Origin of the sequence: Pseudomonas sp. NPDC096950 (assembly GCF_044762525.1) — a bacterium.
GTDB lineage: Bacteria > Pseudomonadota > Gammaproteobacteria > Pseudomonadales > Pseudomonadaceae > Aquipseudomonas.
In genome coordinates this window covers 112,945-126,658 of the sequence record NZ_JBIWEL010000007.1, presented here as the reverse complement: position 1 = coordinate 126,658, position 13,714 = coordinate 112,945, and the positions used below count along the sequence as shown (strand labels likewise).

The following is a 13,714-nucleotide window of genomic DNA, read 5'->3' as shown; positions in this document are numbered from 1 at the left end:
CTGATTATTTTTATGCGGGGTGTGACTGGGTGTCGCGTTGTTGATAGACATCATACAACTAGGTTTTTTCGTTCTGCAAGCGGCTTTGTCCAACAAAATAAGGATGTTTTGGTCGGTTGTTATTCTTTTAACGATATTTTATGGGCTGGATTCGAGGATTTATCGTGTGTTTGTTGAGTGTTGTCATACAAGATAGGCGCTGTTTTCTCCCGCCTGCGGTGCTACGATCTCGATAGCCCTGCTTTTCGGATAACCGCCATGCAAGAAGACCTCGACGCACCCGCCCGCAAGCGCAGCCATAACCTGGCCCATGACCTGGTGGCCAAGCTGACCCAAAGCATCCTCCTCGGCCAGATGTTGCCGGGGGACAAACTGCCGTCGGAAAACACCATCGTTCAGGAACACGGCGTCAGCCGCACGGTGGTGCGCGAGGCGATCTCGAAGTTGCAGGCGTCAGGGCTGGTGGAAACCCGGCATGGCATCGGTACGTTTGTCATTGAGCGCGCGGCGGAGCAGGGGCTGCGGCTGAACGTCGATACTGCGCTGGGGGTGCGCAGCATTCTGGAGTTGCGCATGGGCCTGGAAACCCAGGCGGCGGCATTGGCGGCGGTGCGCCGTACCGATCAGCAACTGGCGCAGATGCGTGAAGCGCTGGATGACTATCAACGCCTGCTGGCCAACAACGACAGCTGCGTGGAAGCCGACAAGCGCTTTCACCTGTTGATCGCCGCAGCCACCGGCAATGTGTGTTTCACCGAAATCATGCAGCACCTGGGCAACGCGATGATCCCTCGGACCCGGGTGAATGCCGTCGAGCGCGGCGCGACGGACTTGAGCAAGCTCGGGCAACTGGCCAATCAGGAACATGAGGCGATCCTCAACGCCATCAAACGCCAGGACGCGGATGCGGCGCGGGCGGCGATGTGGCTGCACCTCACCAACAGCCGCGACCGGTTTCTGGCCCAGGGCTGACAACCGTTGGTCTACTCGATAGCACGCCTTTCATGCGCCCGCTTCCAAACTGTACGGCCCAGATTAACTGGACCTCATCAGTGAGGTGCATCATGGCTAATGATTCAATGTTCCAAGGCGGAACACCCAACACCGACCCGACCAGACCCATGCCCGGCACAGACGAGCCAACGCTGGATCAGGATGCACCGTCCGACATGGACCCTACCCGTGAACCGGCCGAAGCCGACGCGGATCGACCTGAAGACTGGAAAGACCCGACCGCCGACGAAGACGTGCCGACGGCGGATGAAGAGACGCCGCTGTCCGATGACATGCGGTAAATGAAACCCGGCCATTGCGCCGGGTTTTTTGTATTCGCAGAACCAGGTGGGAAAGATCAGTGTGGAGATCCATGTGGGAGCGAGCCTGCTCGCGAAAGCGTCAGTAGCCCCAACACCCGCCGCTCCAGATTCAACGCCAGCACACTCACCAACACCACCATCGCCCCGACGATCACCATCAACGCCGGCCGCTCGCCCAGCGCAACAGACGCAATCCCCATCGCCGTCGGCGGCACCAGATACAAGGTCATCGCCGCCCGGCTCAAATCCACATGGGCCAGCACATACGCCCAGGCCAGGTACGCCAAGGCACTCGGTAAAACCCCCAGCCCGATCACCGCCATCTGCACCGCGACCGGCGCCCGCACCACCTGATCCAGCAACCCAGGCAGATAAACCAGCAACAGCAGCGTCCCGGACCAGACCGTGTAACAGGTCAGGGTCAAACCGTTATAACGCCCGGTGTGATGCTTTTGCAGGGCGAAGTAAACACTCCACGACACCGCCGCCCCCAGGATCAATAAGCCGTGGGCATCAATGCTGCCCAGCCCTTTATCGCCGGCCACCACAATCACCACGCCGATCAACCCCAGCAACACACAACCCCAACGCCAGACGCTTACACGATCCTTGAACACAAAACGTGCGAGCAAGGTGCTGAACAACGGCGTCGATTGCGCCAGCACACTGGACGCCCCGGCGCTGACCCCTTGCTGGCCGAAATTCAGCAACACGTGGTGCAGGCTCACGGCAAAGAAACCGAGGGCGATCAGGAACGGCAAGTCCCGCAGTTTCGGCAGGCTGATGCCTTTGAATGCCGCGATCACTGCCATAAACATCGATGCCACCAGAAACCGCAGCAGTGCCAAATGGCCAGGATCGTAAGCCTGCAAACCGATATGAATGCCGGTCGGTGAATAACCCCAGCACGCCACGACAAACGCCATGGCCAGGATGATTTTGAGGGGAGGGGACAGTGACAGCATGGTCGGGCACCTGTGGGTTGATACCTTCAGTATCAGAAGCCTGATCATTCGCCACAACTGACTTATACTGCGTTAACTCTTCACTTTAGGTGATGTATGGAATTGGCCCAGATTCGCATGTTCAAGACCGTTGCCGACGTCGGCAGCATCGCTCGGGCGGCCGAGCTGTTGCATTGCGTGCCGTCGAATATCACCGCGCGGATCAAGGCGCTGGAGGCCGAGTTAGGCGTGGCGCTGTTCCTGCGCGAAGGCCGGGGGCTGCGGATCAGTCCGTCGGGGCAAACCTTTCTGGCCTACGCCTCGAAAATCCTCGCGCTGACGGCGGAAGCCAAGCGCGCCCTGGACCCGTCCGCCGATCCTTCCGGGCCGCTGCGCATCGGCGCCATCGAGTCCTCGGCCACCGGTCGCTTGCCACGCTTGCTGGCCAAGTTCCACAAGCGCTATCCCGGCGTGGCGTTGGAACTGACCACCGGCACCTGGAGCCAATTGCTCGACGACACCGCCAATCACCGCCTCGACGGCGCCATTGTTGCGGTGGATGTCGAGCGCTCGCAGCTCAAGCGCACGCCGATGTACCGCGAAGAGTTGTTGCTGATTGCATCGACGTCCTTCGGCCCGGTGCGCGACATCGCCGATTTGCAGGACAAAACCGTATTCATGTGGCCCCAGGGCTGTCCGTATCGCGCGGCGCTGGAACATTGGCTGTTGCGCAAGGGCCAGGCGCTGCCGATTGTCAGCCTGGCCAGTTACGGGGCGATTGTCGGTTGCGTCAGTGCCGGGGCCGGGGTGGCGCTGGTGCCCAAAGGGATATTCGATCAGTACGCCAAGGGCGCGGGTTGCGCGGGGTATGAGTTCCCGGAGCTGACGGCGGTGGAAAATTTGTTCTACTGGCATGAAAACGCCGGGGTGCACCCGGCGCGGGAGGCGTTTGTGGGGATGTTGCGCGAGGAATTCGCTTGACCCTTGGCCTCCCACAGGGGATTTGTGTTGTTTGATAGATATCAGCGTTCGCCGACATCCCGCATCAACAACCCAAACCGCAAATCCACCGCGTCCGGAATCGGCAGGTACACCGTGTGCCCATCCCCCGGCGCGACTTCAATCGGCTCGCCTTTGACGTTCTGCAACTGATGCAAATCGAAGTGAAAGTTGCCCTTGGGCGTCATCAGTTCCATGTGATCCCCCAGGCCAAAGCGATTCTTCACCTTCACCTCCGCCAGTCGATCCCGTCGTTCACCCGTCAGTTCGCCGACAAACTGCTGGCGCTCCGACACCGAGCTGCCGTTCTGGTAATTCTGGTACTCATCATGCACATGCCGGCGCAGGAAGCCTTCGGTGTAGCCGCGCTGGGCCAGGGATTCCAGGTCGGTCATCAAGCTGCGGTCGAAGCCGCGCCCGGCCACCGCATCGTCGATGGCCCGGCGATACACTTGGGTGGTGCGGGCGCAATAGAAGTGGGATTTGGTCCGGCCTTCGATCTTCAGTGAATGCACGCCCATTTGCGTCAGATGTTCGACGTGCTGCACGGCGCGCAGATCCTTGGCGTTCATGATGTACGTGCCGTGCTCGTCCTCGAAGGCCGGCATCAACTCATCCGGGCGATTGGCCTCTTGCAACAGGAACACCCGGTCGGTCGGCGCGCCGATGCCGAGGGTCGGTTGAAACTGCTGAACAATTTCGCCGAGTTGGTTTTCCGTGGCTTGCGCAGCCGAGTACTTCCAGCGGCAAGCGTTGGTGCAACTGCCCTGATTGGCATCGCGCTTGTTCATATAGCCCGACAACAAGCAGCGTCCGGAGTAGGCCATGCACAACGCACCGTGGACGAACACCTCCAGCTCCATGGCCGGCACCTGCTGGCGGATCTCGGCGATTTCTTCCAGGGACAGTTCCCGGGACAGGATGATCCGGCTCAGGCCCTGTTGCTGCCAGAACTCGACACTCGCCCAGTTCACCGTATTGGCCTGCACCGACAAGTGAATCGGCATCTGCGGGTAGTGTCGGCGCACCAGCATGATCAGGCCGGGGTCGGACATGATCAGCGCGTCCGGCGCCATGGCGATCACCGGTTCCAGGTCTTTGAGGAAGGTCTTGAGCTTGGCGTTGTGCGGCGCGATGTTGATCACCACGTAGAAACGCTTGCCCTGTTCCTGGGCTTCGCGAATGCCTAGGGCCAGGTTGGCGTGGTCGAATTCGTTGTTGCGCACCCGCAGGCTGTAGCGAGGCTGGCCGGCGTACACCGCGTCGGCGCCGTAGGCGAAGGCATAACGCATGTTTTTCAGGGTGCCGGCGGGGGCCAGCAGTTCGGGAGCGATGAGGGACATGGGGGCTTCGACCACAAAAGCCCGGCAGGGTAAACGGCTTGGCCCGAGGGTTTGTTGATCTGGATCTATGCTTGATGAACAAACGGATGGCACTCACGCGAACCGTGGCGGACTAAGCATCAGGAGACGAGTTTCGCGCTCCTTTTTGCGCACTGACATGGATCGGACATGAAAGCAACCACGCTACAAAACAGATCGCTGCTCGTCTTACTGCTGGCGGTCACCGTCGCGTTTATCGGGATCCTGCTGCCGTTCTATGGCGCGGTGTTCTGGGCCGTCATCCTCGGCATCGTTTTCGCGCCGTTGCAGCGGCGATTGCAAATGAAATTCGGCTGGCCACGCAACCTGACATCCCTGTGCACCTTGAGCATCTGTCTGGTGATCGCGATTTTACCGGTGATCATCATCAGTATTTTGCTGGTTCAGGAAGGCGCGTCGCTGTACAGCCGCATCGAAAGCGGCGAACTGGACATTGCGGCGTATGTGGCGCAGTTCAAGCACGGCTTGCCACCTTATTTCCAGCATTTGCTCGATCGCTTCGGTGTCGGCGAGTTGAAGGGCCTGCAGGACAAAATCGTCAAGGGCGCGATGCAGGGCAGTCAGTTTGTGGCTGCGCAGGTTGTGACGTTTGGCCAGGGCACATTCGAATTCATCGTCAGCTTCTTCATCATGCTGTACCTGCTGTTTTTCTTTCTGCGGGACGGCGCCGAACTGGCGCGTAAAGTGCGCACGGCGGTGCCGTTGCAGGAGCACCAGAAACGCCGCTTGCAGCTCAAGTTCAACCGCGTGGTGCGGGCCACCGTCAAAGGCAACCTGCTGGTGGCGATCACACAGGGTGCGTTGGGCGGTTTGATTTTCTGGTTCCTGGATATCCCGAGCGCGTTGCTCTGGGCGGTGCTGATGGCGTTTCTGTCGCTGTTGCCGGCGGTGGGGGCGGGGATTGTCTGGGCGCCGGTGGCAGTGTATTTCCTGCTCAGCGGGGCTATCTGGCAGGGCGTGGTGCTGGGGCTGTTCGGTGTGTTTGTGATTGGCCTGGTGGACAACGTGCTGCGTCCGATCCTGGTGGGCAAGGACACAAAAATGCCCGATTACATGATCCTGATCTCGACCTTGGGCGGCATGGCCGTCTTCGGTCTCAATGGCTTTGTAATCGGGCCGTTGATCGCCGCGCTGTTTATGTCGAGCTGGGCGATCTTCATCGACACCAAGCCGCGGGTTCAGCTGCCTTAGGCCCTGAGCTGCCCGGTGCCGATACGTTGCGACAAGGCCTGTGCGGCGGGAAGCGAAGTGAGCGGGCCGCTGATCGGTTCGCCGTCGCGCATCAGGTACCAACAGGCGAGCAATCCTAGCTCTCTGAGCGATGCGGGAACGGCGCTACCGATTACGGACATGATCTGAACCTGGGACATCATAAGTACCTCCATCAATCTATGGAGCTACCTTACGGACCGCGTGGTTCAACGGACAATCAACGTTTTCGATAGTGGTCATTGATGCCAACGAGGGGTGGCGATCAATCCACGACCAGATCGAGCATATGAACCACTTCCTGCTCGTTGAGAACGCCTTTGCGCACCAGGTTTTCGGCCAGCAGCGAGAGAAACTTGGCGCTGCGATGGCCTTCCAGGTGCTTGAGTTCGGTCAGTGCGTTGTACACCTTGCTGGAAGTGCACAAGCCGACATTGCGGTGCGGGTTTTGCGTGGGCATGAGGTCGTCCTTGTTTTTATCAACCTGTTGTTTACGGACAGATCCCAGCTTGCGGACCTGACATGACATAAATATGACCGTATTTCCCAAAGTGGGGGAAGGGCGGCCCCGTCAATCTTGCCTACTTTACCCGCCAACACTGTCCCGACAGCGACCTTGACGAGATTTATCCAGACCTTGCCCGACTGGCGGGCATAAAAAAGGCCCCGCTTTTAAGGCGGGGCCTGATGAACCTGTTACCAGCGTGGGCCACCATAGTAACCATGGGGGTGACCGTAGTAACCGCGTGGCGGGCCGTAATAAACCGGTGCCGGGCGGTAGTAGACCGGTTGTTGCACATACACCGGGGCCGGTTGGTAGTAGACCGGTGGTGGCGGTTGTTGCACGTAGACCGGTTGTGGCTGAACGTAAACCGGCGCCTGTTCTACATAGACCGGCCGATTGGCGTTAATGAGGGCCGAGCCGACGATGGCCGAGCCAACGATCGCACCAAACACCGCTGGACCTTGCCAACCGCCACCGCCATGGGCTTCTGCCTGCCCTGCGACAGCCAGTACACCAATCAACAAGGCTACTGTGGGGATTTTACGGATCATGATAATTCCTCGGTTCTTCGACCCGGCGCTTGAATCTGCAATAGACCCAAGGATTGTCGCGGGGATACTTCTAAGACAGCGCTTTTTTGAAAAACTGCACAGCCGTTAGGTAAATTTTGTGTAAGGTCTGTACCGGCTTCCTTACGCTGCTGCAAAGCCGCGTGCGGACAGGCCTAATGATCGAACAGAACAGGATGGAATGGCTAATCCCGTCTATCTGAAAGTGCAATCGAAGGAGATATTTCATGCAGATGAACCCCAACAAAGACACCCAGCTGTGCATGTCCCTCTCAGGACGCCCCGGGAACTTTGGCCTGCGATTCCACAATCATCTGTACGAACAACTGGGGCTGAATTTTTATTACAAGGCATTCAGCAGTAAAGACCTGACCGGCGCTGTCGGCGGGATTCGTGCCTTGGGTATTCGCGGTTGTGGCGTGTCGATGCCGTTCAAGGAAGCCTGCATCGCGCTGGTGGATGAACTGGACGCGTCTGCCGCCGCCATTCAGTCGATTAACACCATCGTCAATACTGACGGCCATCTCAAGGCTTACAACACCGATTACATCGCCATCGCCCAGTTGCTGGAAACCCATCAGGTGCCGAAGGAGTCGACCTTTGCCCTGCGCGGCAGCGGCGGGATGGCCAAGGCGGTGGCCAGTGCCTTGCGCGACGGCGGTTACAAAAATGGCCTGATCGTGGCCCGGAATGAACGCGCCGGGCGAGCCCTGGCCGACGCACTGGGCTATGAGTGGCAAGCAGAATTGGGCGCGCACCGCCTGCAGATGCTGATCAACGTCACGCCCATCGGCATGACCGGCGGGCCGGAGGCTGATCAATTGGCGTTTGACGCTGAGGCCATCGTTGCCGCGGAGACGGTGTTCGATGTGGTGGCGATCCCCTCGGAAACACCGCTGATCGTGCGGGGAAGGGCGGAAGGCAAGCGCGTGATTACCGGGCTGGAAGTGATTGCGATCCAGGCGCTGGAGCAGTTTGTGCTTTATACCGGCGTGCGGCCGACGGACGAGCAGTTTCAGGCTGCGGTGGCGTTCGCCCGAAGCTGATCCATTCACAAAACCCCTGTGGGATCGGGCTTGCTCGCGAAGGCGGTGTGTCATTCAACATTGATGGTGACTGATACACCGCCTTCGCGAGCAAGCCCGCTCCCACATTGGAATCTGTGTGTTCGGGCTATTCGAGGCGCGCCAGGCGTTCTTCCAGCGCCGCAATTCGCGCTTCCAGCTCTTCGATCCGCTCCACCGACACGCCGCCAGCCCCACGTTCCGCCGGGTTCTGCCGTGCCGCCAGAATCACTTCGATATCCGCCGGATCGCCCAGTGCATGCATGTAACGGTCTTCCCGCTGCCCGGCCTGACGTGGAATCAATAATGCCAAACCCCGCGCAATCAAACGCTCCAGCTGATGCACCACCTGCTCGGCATCTTCGAACTCGTGCATGCGGCCGCTGCGGGTCAGCAGTTCATTGACGGTTTGCGGGCCGCGCAGAAACAACAGCCCGGTCAGGATCACCTGGGCCGGCACCAGTTCCAGCGCCTTGTCCACCTTGTGTTCCCAGCGATCGGCACGGCTGCCCATCACCAGTTTGGTGAAGCCGCGGCCTTCGAGGGCGCGCAGGCTCTGGCCGACCTGGCCCTGGGTCAGGTTCATCACCGGTTCGCGGCTGGTTTTCTGGTTGCAGGCAATCACCAGCGCATTAAGGGTCAGCGGATAGGTTTCCGGGCTGGTGGCCTGTTTCTCGATCAAGGAACCCAGAATGCGGATTTCCGTGCTGTTGAGGCGCGGCTCGTCGAAGGATGTCTCTTGCTCAGTGCTCATTCGCGCTTTTCCCTTTGCTGTCGATGCGTGCAGTCGAAGCCGCCTAGCCTAATCCTTGCGATACAAAAGGCAAGCCGCCCGGTCATCAAGCATGGCTATAATCGCCCCACGTTTTCACACCCGCCACAAACACGAGACTGCCATGACCATTTCTTTGTATGCCGCTTCCGTCCCGGTTTTCCAGCAAATGCTCAACGCCCTGAGCGATGTGCTGAACAAGGCTGAAGCCCACGCCACCGCCAAGAACATCGACCCGAACGCGTTCCTGCAAGCCCGCCTGTACCCGGACATGTTCCCGCTGGTCCGCCAAGTGCAGATCGCCGTTGATTTCGCCAAGGGCGTTTCCTCGCGTCTGGCCGAAGTTGAAGTGCCGAAGTACGAAGACACCGAAACCACCTTCGCCGAGCTGCAAGCACTGATCGCAAAGGTTCTGGCCTACATCGGCGAGATCAAGCCTGAGCAGATCGACGGCAAGGAAGGCATCGAAATCATCACCCGCCCAGGCACGCCGAAAGAGAAGCGCTTCAGCGGCCAGGCTTACCTGCTGAGCTACGGCTTGCCGCAGTTCTTCTTCCACGTCACCACCACTTACGCTTTGCTGCGTCACAACGGTGTGGAAGTGGGCAAGCGCGATTACATGGGCGCGTTCTAAGCCGTCCAGGCAATAAAAAGCCCCCGCAGCCTCAGGTTGCGGGGGCTTTTTCATGGCCAAGAATTTTTCAATTGCACCGCAGATCCTGTGGGAGCGGGCTTGCTCGCGAAGGCGGCGGCACATTCAACATCAATGTGCCTGACACACCGCCTTCGCGAGCAAGCCCGCTCCCACAGGGGGAGGCGTGTTATGCCAGGCTTTTCTGTTCTTCACCCATGCACGCGGCGGCGGTGAACAACACATCGGTGGACGAATTCAACGCCGTCTCCGCTGAATCCTGCAGCACACCAATAATGAAACCCACCGCCACCACCTGCATCGCAATCTCGCTTGGAATGCCAAACAGGCTGCACGCCAGCGGAATCAGCAATAACGAACCGCCCGCCACACCCGAAGCGCCACACGCGCAAATCGCCGCGACGACGCTGAGCAAAATCGCCGTAGGAATGTCCACGGCAATTCCCAGCGTATGCACGGCCGCCAGGGTCAACACGGTGATGGTGATCGCCGCGCCGGCCATGTTGATGGTCGCCCCCAGCGGGATCGATACCGAATAGGTGTCTTCATGCAGGCCCAGGCGCTTGCTCAATTCCAGATTGACCGGAATGTTCGCCGCCGAACTGCGGGTGAAGAACGCGGTGATGCCGCTTTCCCGCAGGCACATCAGCACCAGCGGATACGGGTTGCGGCGCAGTTTCCAGAACACAATCACCGGGTTCATGACCAGCGCCACGAACAGCATGCAGCCCAGCAACACCGCCAGCAGGTGCGCATAGCCGATCAACGCACCGAACCCCGAAGTGGCCAGCGTCGACGCCACCAGCCCGAAAATCCCCAGCGGCGCAAAGCGGATCACCAGGCGCACGATCAAGGTCACGCCATTCGACAAGTCACCGAGCACCTCGCGGGTGGTATCGCCGGCATGGCGAATCGCAACGCCCATGCCGATCGCCCACGCCAGAATGCCGATGAAGTTGGCGTTCATCAGCGCGCTGACCGGGTTGTCGACCACGCTCAGCAGCAGACTTTGCAACACTTCACCAATACCGCCCGGCGCCGTCACCGCGACATCCTGGGTCGACAGCACCAGGCTCGACGGGAACAACGTGCTGGCCACCACCGCGACCACGGCCGCAGCAAAAGTGCCCAGTAAATACAGAAACAGGATCGGCCGGATATGGGTTTCCTGACCGTGCTTATGGTTGGCAATCGAAGCCATGACCAGCACGAACACCAGGATCGGTGCGACGGCTTTCAGGGCCGCGACAAAGACCTTGCCGATGAATGCAGTGGACTTCGCCACGTCGGGTGCAAACAAGGCCAGGGCAATGCCGGCGATCAGGCCAATGATGATTTGCGTGACCAGGCTGGTGCGTTTCAAGCGGTGAAACAGGGACGGGGATGAAGCGCTCATAACGGTATCTCTGATTTTTTTAGGTGCAGGGTTCCGCGGGTCACGCAGCAAAAAGCAGGGCAGGCCACATGGAGGAACCAAGGGGTATCGCGACATCAATGCCAGCAACTGGCCGATGAATAGGGTGTACGAATCGCAGGGCGCGGACTTTATCACAGGGTCGTCCCGATCCTTCAGACCTGTGACGATCTGCCACCCGGCTGTTCCACGGGATATGCAGGTTCGTGCAACCTGGTTTGGAAACACTCTGTTAAGCTTCGCCCCCTTCATTTTCAATTTCTGCCAGCGGGCCTCCGGGCTATCGCTGCTGTCGGCGTTTTCTGGAGTTCTGCATGCTGTTGTTGCCTATTCTTCTGTTGTCTGCCGCCGGTTTCACGGTGCTGACCACGGAGTTCATCATCGTCGGCCTGTTGCCGGCGATCGCCCGGGACCTTGAGGTCACGATTCCTCAGGCCGGTCTGCTGGTGACGCTGTTCGCGTTTACCGTGGCCGCGTTCGGCCCTTTCCTCACTGCGTATTTCGCCCGGTTCGAGCGGCGCAAACTGTTCATTTCGGTGCTGATCATGTTTGGCGTGGCCAACACGGTCGCGGCGTTGGCGCCGAATATCTGGGTCATGGCCGCCGCGCGGTTGATCCCGGCGCTAGGGTTGCCGGTGTTCTGGGCCCTGGCCAGCGAGACGGCGGTGGACATCGTCGGGCCGGATCATGCCGGTCGCGCGATTTCCAAGATCGGCTTCGGGATTGTGTGCGCGATGGTGTTCGGCATTCCGGTCGGCACGCTGATTTCCGACGCGTTCGGCTGGCGCAGTGCCTTCGGCATTCTGGCGGTGATCGCATTTGCCAAGGCGTTGCTGCTGTTTATCTACTTGCCGAAAACCATCCTGCATCAGCAGCAGGCGAGCTTTCGCTCCCAGTTCAAGATTCTGCGCAGCCCGTTGATGATCGGGCATGTACTGCTGTCGATCCTGGTGTTTACCGGCATGTTCACCGCGTATACCTACCTGGCGGACATTCTTGAACGCTTGGCCGGTTTCAACGGCACGTTGGTTGGCTGGTGCCTGATGGGCTTCGGTGCGGTGGGGTTGATCGGCAACTGGTGGGGCGGCCGTGCGGTGGATCGTCATCCGCTGATTGCGTCGATGATGTTCTGCGCGTTTCTGATTGCCGGACTGATTGCGCTGGTGCCGAACATTCAGTCGCCGCTCGGTCTGGCAGCAGCGATGGGCATTTGGGGGATCACTCAGGCCGCGTTGTTTTTGGTCAGCCATGTGCGCTTGATGAAGGCTGCGCCTGAGGCGCCGGCGTTTGCCGCGTCACTGAACATCGCCGGGGCCAACCTCGGGATCGGCCTTGGCGCGATGGTGGGCGGCCGGGTGATCAATGCCTTTGGCCTGGGTGGCCTGGGGTTCGCGGCGGCGGCGTTTATCCTGGCCTCGATCCTGCTGGCCATGGCGCTGATGACCATGGCACCCCGGGAGCCGGTCATAGCTCAGTAAACAACTCGCGTCGGGCACCTTCGGTAATGGCGACAATGCCGGGGTGCTTGACCTTGCGTTCCACGGAAATGGCATAGAACGACTCGGTCACCGCGTCGGTCTGGCCGATCAACTCCACGCCGTATTGGCGTTTCACCTCGTCGGCAATCACGCTCGGGCCAATGAAAATCCCGCTGCCGGATTGGCCGAACGCCTGCATCAATGCACTGTCATCGAACTCGCCGACGATGCGGGGCTGAATCTGCTGCTCGGCAAACCAGCGTTGCAAACGACTGCGCACCACGGTTTCCGGCCCGGGAATCAGCAGCGGTGCGCCATGCAGGCTGCGCGGGAAGTCCTGGCCGTACTGCTCCGCCAATGCTTTTGTCGCAAAAAAACTGATCCCGCACTCACCGAGTTTCTGGCTGTAGCCCTTGATATCGAGGTGCGACGGCATCGGGCTGTCGGAAATCACCAGGTCCAGGCGCTGGATCGCCAGGTCGGCGAGCAAACGTTCGAGTTTGTCCTCGCGACAGGTGATACGCAGCGGCTCGCTCAATTCCATGGTTGGCGCGATCAGGCGATAGACGATGGATTTGGGCACGACGTCCGCCACGCCGACCCGGAACAGGATTTGTTGCTCATTGGGTTGGGCGCGGAGCATCAATTCCAGTTCGCCGCCGAGCTGGAACATCTGTTCGGCGTAGGGCAGGGTCTGGCGCCCGGCCTCGGTGAGTTCCAGGTTGCGCCCGACCCGGCGAAACAACTCGATGCCGTAGGTTTGTTCCAGCAGGGAAATCTGCCCGCTGATGGTCTGCGGCGTCAGGTTCAACTGCTCGCAGGCGCGCACGATGCTGCCGGTTTTGGCCACGACCCAGAAGTAGTGCAGCTGTCGATAATTCAGCAAATAGGAAACCCCTGTTCAAATCACCCGTAGGAGCTGACGAGTGAAACGAGGCTGCGATCTTTTGATCTGGCTCTTAAAAATCAAAAGATCGCAGCCTCGTTTCACTCGACAGCTCCTACAGGGGCAACGTGGCGATATCGGCTTTTGGCCTGGATTCGTAATGGCCGAAGTATAACCGCTAAAAATACGAATTTTCCTGAAGTGTTTGGCTCCCTAGAATGCCTCGCTATCGACGGGGTGCCTATTCGCACCTGTCCGTTCTATCGAGGAAAGCCCCATGAAACTTACCGCCACGGCGCTGTTGATCACGTCTTTACTGGTATTGACCGGTTGCGACCAAGCCGAGAAGAGCGCCCAGCAACTGATGGGCAAGGCCACCGAAACCGCCAAGCAGGCCATCGACGACACCCACAAGGCTGCCGAAAAGGCGCTCAGCGATGCCACTGGTGGGTTGATCAGCAAGAAAGAACAGCCGACCGAAGATAAAGAAAAGCGCGAATCTTCGTCCCAGGAAATCTAAACCG

General features: G+C 59.5%; 16 protein-coding genes. 8 read left to right on the top strand and 8 right to left on the bottom strand.

What is annotated here, in order from left to right; genetic code table 11:
- The first annotated feature begins 258 nt into the window (after nt 1-258).
- Both ACIQY3_RS14100 and ACIQY3_RS14095 read left to right on the top strand, forming a co-directional pair.
- Complete coding sequence (locus ACIQY3_RS14100) at nt 259-972, top strand: FadR/GntR family transcriptional regulator (protein ID WP_403020271.1); 714 nt, start codon at nt 259-261, stop codon at nt 970-972.
- 92 nt (nt 973-1,064) lie between these two features.
- Nucleotides 1,065-1,295, top strand: coding sequence for a hypothetical protein (locus ACIQY3_RS14095; RefSeq protein WP_403020269.1), 231 nt, complete (start codon nt 1,065-1,067; stop codon nt 1,293-1,295).
- Nucleotides 1,296-1,351: 56 nt separating this feature from the next.
- On the opposite strand, the gene ACIQY3_RS14090 is transcribed toward ACIQY3_RS14095, so the two are convergent.
- Nucleotides 1,352-2,281, bottom strand: a complete 930-nt coding sequence (locus ACIQY3_RS14090; RefSeq protein WP_403020267.1) for a DMT family transporter — start codon at nt 2,279-2,281, stop codon at nt 1,352-1,354.
- Between the two features lie 96 nt (nt 2,282-2,377).
- On the opposite strand from ACIQY3_RS14090, the gene ACIQY3_RS14085 reads away from it, so the two are divergent.
- Nucleotides 2,378-3,241: a LysR family transcriptional regulator gene (locus ACIQY3_RS14085; RefSeq protein WP_403020265.1), complete on the top strand. Its 864-nt coding sequence runs from the start codon at nt 2,378-2,380 to the stop codon at nt 3,239-3,241.
- Nucleotides 3,242-3,282: 41 nt separating this feature from the next.
- On the opposite strand, the gene yegQ is transcribed toward ACIQY3_RS14085, so the two are convergent.
- Nucleotides 3,283-4,602, bottom strand: coding sequence for a tRNA 5-hydroxyuridine modification protein YegQ (gene yegQ / locus ACIQY3_RS14080; RefSeq protein ID WP_403020263.1), 1,320 nt, complete (start codon nt 4,600-4,602; stop codon nt 3,283-3,285).
- A 168-nt stretch (nt 4,603-4,770) separates the two neighbouring features.
- On the opposite strand from yegQ, the gene ACIQY3_RS14075 reads away from it, so the two are divergent.
- Nucleotides 4,771-5,832, top strand: coding sequence for an AI-2E family transporter (locus ACIQY3_RS14075; protein ID WP_403020261.1), 1,062 nt, complete (start codon nt 4,771-4,773; stop codon nt 5,830-5,832).
- Here the strand turns inward: ACIQY3_RS14075 and ACIQY3_RS14070 are convergent.
- The 3 genes from ACIQY3_RS14070 to ACIQY3_RS14060 form a co-directional block, all read right to left on the bottom strand.
- Nucleotides 5,829-6,011 carry a hypothetical protein gene (locus ACIQY3_RS14070; RefSeq protein WP_403020487.1) on the bottom strand — a complete coding sequence of 61 codons (183 nt, stop codon included), beginning with the start codon at nt 6,009-6,011 and terminating at the stop codon, nt 5,829-5,831. The two genes, ACIQY3_RS14075 and ACIQY3_RS14070, sit on opposite strands and share 4 nt — an antisense overlap.
- 104 nt (nt 6,012-6,115) lie before the next feature.
- Nucleotides 6,116-6,310, bottom strand: a complete 195-nt coding sequence (locus ACIQY3_RS14065; protein ID WP_322216511.1) for a hypothetical protein — start codon at nt 6,308-6,310, stop codon at nt 6,116-6,118.
- Between the two features lie 236 nt (nt 6,311-6,546).
- On the bottom strand, nt 6,547-6,906 hold the full coding sequence (locus tag ACIQY3_RS14060; RefSeq protein ID WP_123513639.1) for a hypothetical protein: 360 nt from the start codon (nt 6,904-6,906) through the stop codon (nt 6,547-6,549).
- Between the two features lie 245 nt (nt 6,907-7,151).
- Here ACIQY3_RS14060 and ACIQY3_RS14055 point away from each other — a divergent pair, with 245 nt between their 5' ends.
- The gene (locus ACIQY3_RS14055) at nt 7,152-7,970 is read left to right on the top strand and encodes a shikimate 5-dehydrogenase (protein WP_403020257.1); all 819 of its coding nucleotides are present in this window, start codon (nt 7,152-7,154) and stop codon (nt 7,968-7,970) included.
- Between the two features lie 127 nt (nt 7,971-8,097).
- Here the strand turns inward: ACIQY3_RS14055 and ACIQY3_RS14050 are convergent, their stop codons facing one another.
- Nucleotides 8,098-8,742, bottom strand: coding sequence for a YceH family protein (locus ACIQY3_RS14050; protein WP_403020255.1), 645 nt, complete (start codon nt 8,740-8,742; stop codon nt 8,098-8,100).
- Between the two features lie 142 nt (nt 8,743-8,884).
- On the opposite strand from ACIQY3_RS14050, the gene ACIQY3_RS14045 reads away from it, so the two are divergent.
- Entirely contained in the window at nt 8,885-9,394 is a 510-nt protein-coding gene (locus ACIQY3_RS14045; protein ID WP_403020253.1) for a DUF1993 family protein, read from the top strand.
- A 187-nt stretch (nt 9,395-9,581) separates the two neighbouring features.
- On the opposite strand, the gene sstT is transcribed toward ACIQY3_RS14045, so the two are convergent.
- Entirely contained in the window at nt 9,582-10,808 is a 1,227-nt protein-coding gene (gene sstT, locus ACIQY3_RS14040; protein WP_403020251.1) for a serine/threonine transporter SstT, read from the bottom strand.
- Between the two features lie 335 nt (nt 10,809-11,143).
- Here sstT and ACIQY3_RS14035 point away from each other — a divergent pair, with 335 nt between their 5' ends.
- A complete protein-coding gene (locus ACIQY3_RS14035; protein WP_403020485.1) occupies nt 11,144-12,304 on the top strand; it encodes an MFS transporter in 1,161 nt (386 codons plus the stop codon).
- Here the strand turns inward: ACIQY3_RS14035 and nhaR are convergent.
- Nucleotides 12,291-13,190, bottom strand: a complete 900-nt coding sequence (nhaR, locus tag ACIQY3_RS14030; RefSeq protein ID WP_403020249.1) for a transcriptional activator NhaR — start codon at nt 13,188-13,190, stop codon at nt 12,291-12,293. The two genes, ACIQY3_RS14035 and nhaR, sit on opposite strands and share 14 nt — an antisense overlap.
- Before the next feature lie 277 nt (nt 13,191-13,467).
- Between nhaR and ACIQY3_RS14025 the strand changes: the two genes are divergently transcribed.
- Complete coding sequence (locus ACIQY3_RS14025; protein WP_403020247.1) at nt 13,468-13,710, top strand: hypothetical protein; 243 nt, start codon at nt 13,468-13,470, stop codon at nt 13,708-13,710.
- The last annotated feature ends 4 nt before the right edge of the window (nt 13,711-13,714 follow it).

Excerpts from the sequence above, each read along its gene's own strand:
- ACIQY3_RS14100 (WP_403020271.1), top strand. The coding sequence starts at position 259 with ATGCAAGAAGACCTCGACGCACCCGCCCGCAAGCGCAGCCATAACCTG.
- ACIQY3_RS14095 (WP_403020269.1), top strand. The coding sequence starts at position 1,065 with ATGGCTAATGATTCAATGTTCCAAGGCGGAACACCCAACACCGACCCG.
- ACIQY3_RS14090 (WP_403020267.1), bottom strand. The coding sequence starts at position 2,281 with ATGCTGTCACTGTCCCCTCCCCTCAAAATCATCCTGGCCATGGCGTTT.
- ACIQY3_RS14085 (WP_403020265.1), top strand. The coding sequence starts at position 2,378 with ATGGAATTGGCCCAGATTCGCATGTTCAAGACCGTTGCCGACGTCGGC.
- yegQ (WP_403020263.1), bottom strand. The coding sequence starts at position 4,602 with ATGTCCCTCATCGCTCCCGAACTGCTGGCCCCCGCCGGCACCCTGAAA.
- ACIQY3_RS14075 (WP_403020261.1), top strand. The coding sequence starts at position 4,771 with ATGAAAGCAACCACGCTACAAAACAGATCGCTGCTCGTCTTACTGCTG.
- ACIQY3_RS14070 (WP_403020487.1), bottom strand. The coding sequence starts at position 6,011 with ATGTCCCAGGTTCAGATCATGTCCGTAATCGGTAGCGCCGTTCCCGCA.
- ACIQY3_RS14065 (WP_322216511.1), bottom strand. The coding sequence starts at position 6,310 with ATGCCCACGCAAAACCCGCACCGCAATGTCGGCTTGTGCACTTCCAGC.
- ACIQY3_RS14060 (WP_123513639.1), bottom strand. The coding sequence starts at position 6,906 with ATGATCCGTAAAATCCCCACAGTAGCCTTGTTGATTGGTGTACTGGCT.
- ACIQY3_RS14055 (WP_403020257.1), top strand. The coding sequence starts at position 7,152 with ATGCAGATGAACCCCAACAAAGACACCCAGCTGTGCATGTCCCTCTCA.
- ACIQY3_RS14050 (WP_403020255.1), bottom strand. The coding sequence starts at position 8,742 with ATGAGCACTGAGCAAGAGACATCCTTCGACGAGCCGCGCCTCAACAGC.
- ACIQY3_RS14045 (WP_403020253.1), top strand. The coding sequence starts at position 8,885 with ATGACCATTTCTTTGTATGCCGCTTCCGTCCCGGTTTTCCAGCAAATG.
- sstT (WP_403020251.1), bottom strand. The coding sequence starts at position 10,808 with ATGAGCGCTTCATCCCCGTCCCTGTTTCACCGCTTGAAACGCACCAGC.
- ACIQY3_RS14025 (WP_403020247.1), top strand. The coding sequence starts at position 13,468 with ATGAAACTTACCGCCACGGCGCTGTTGATCACGTCTTTACTGGTATTG.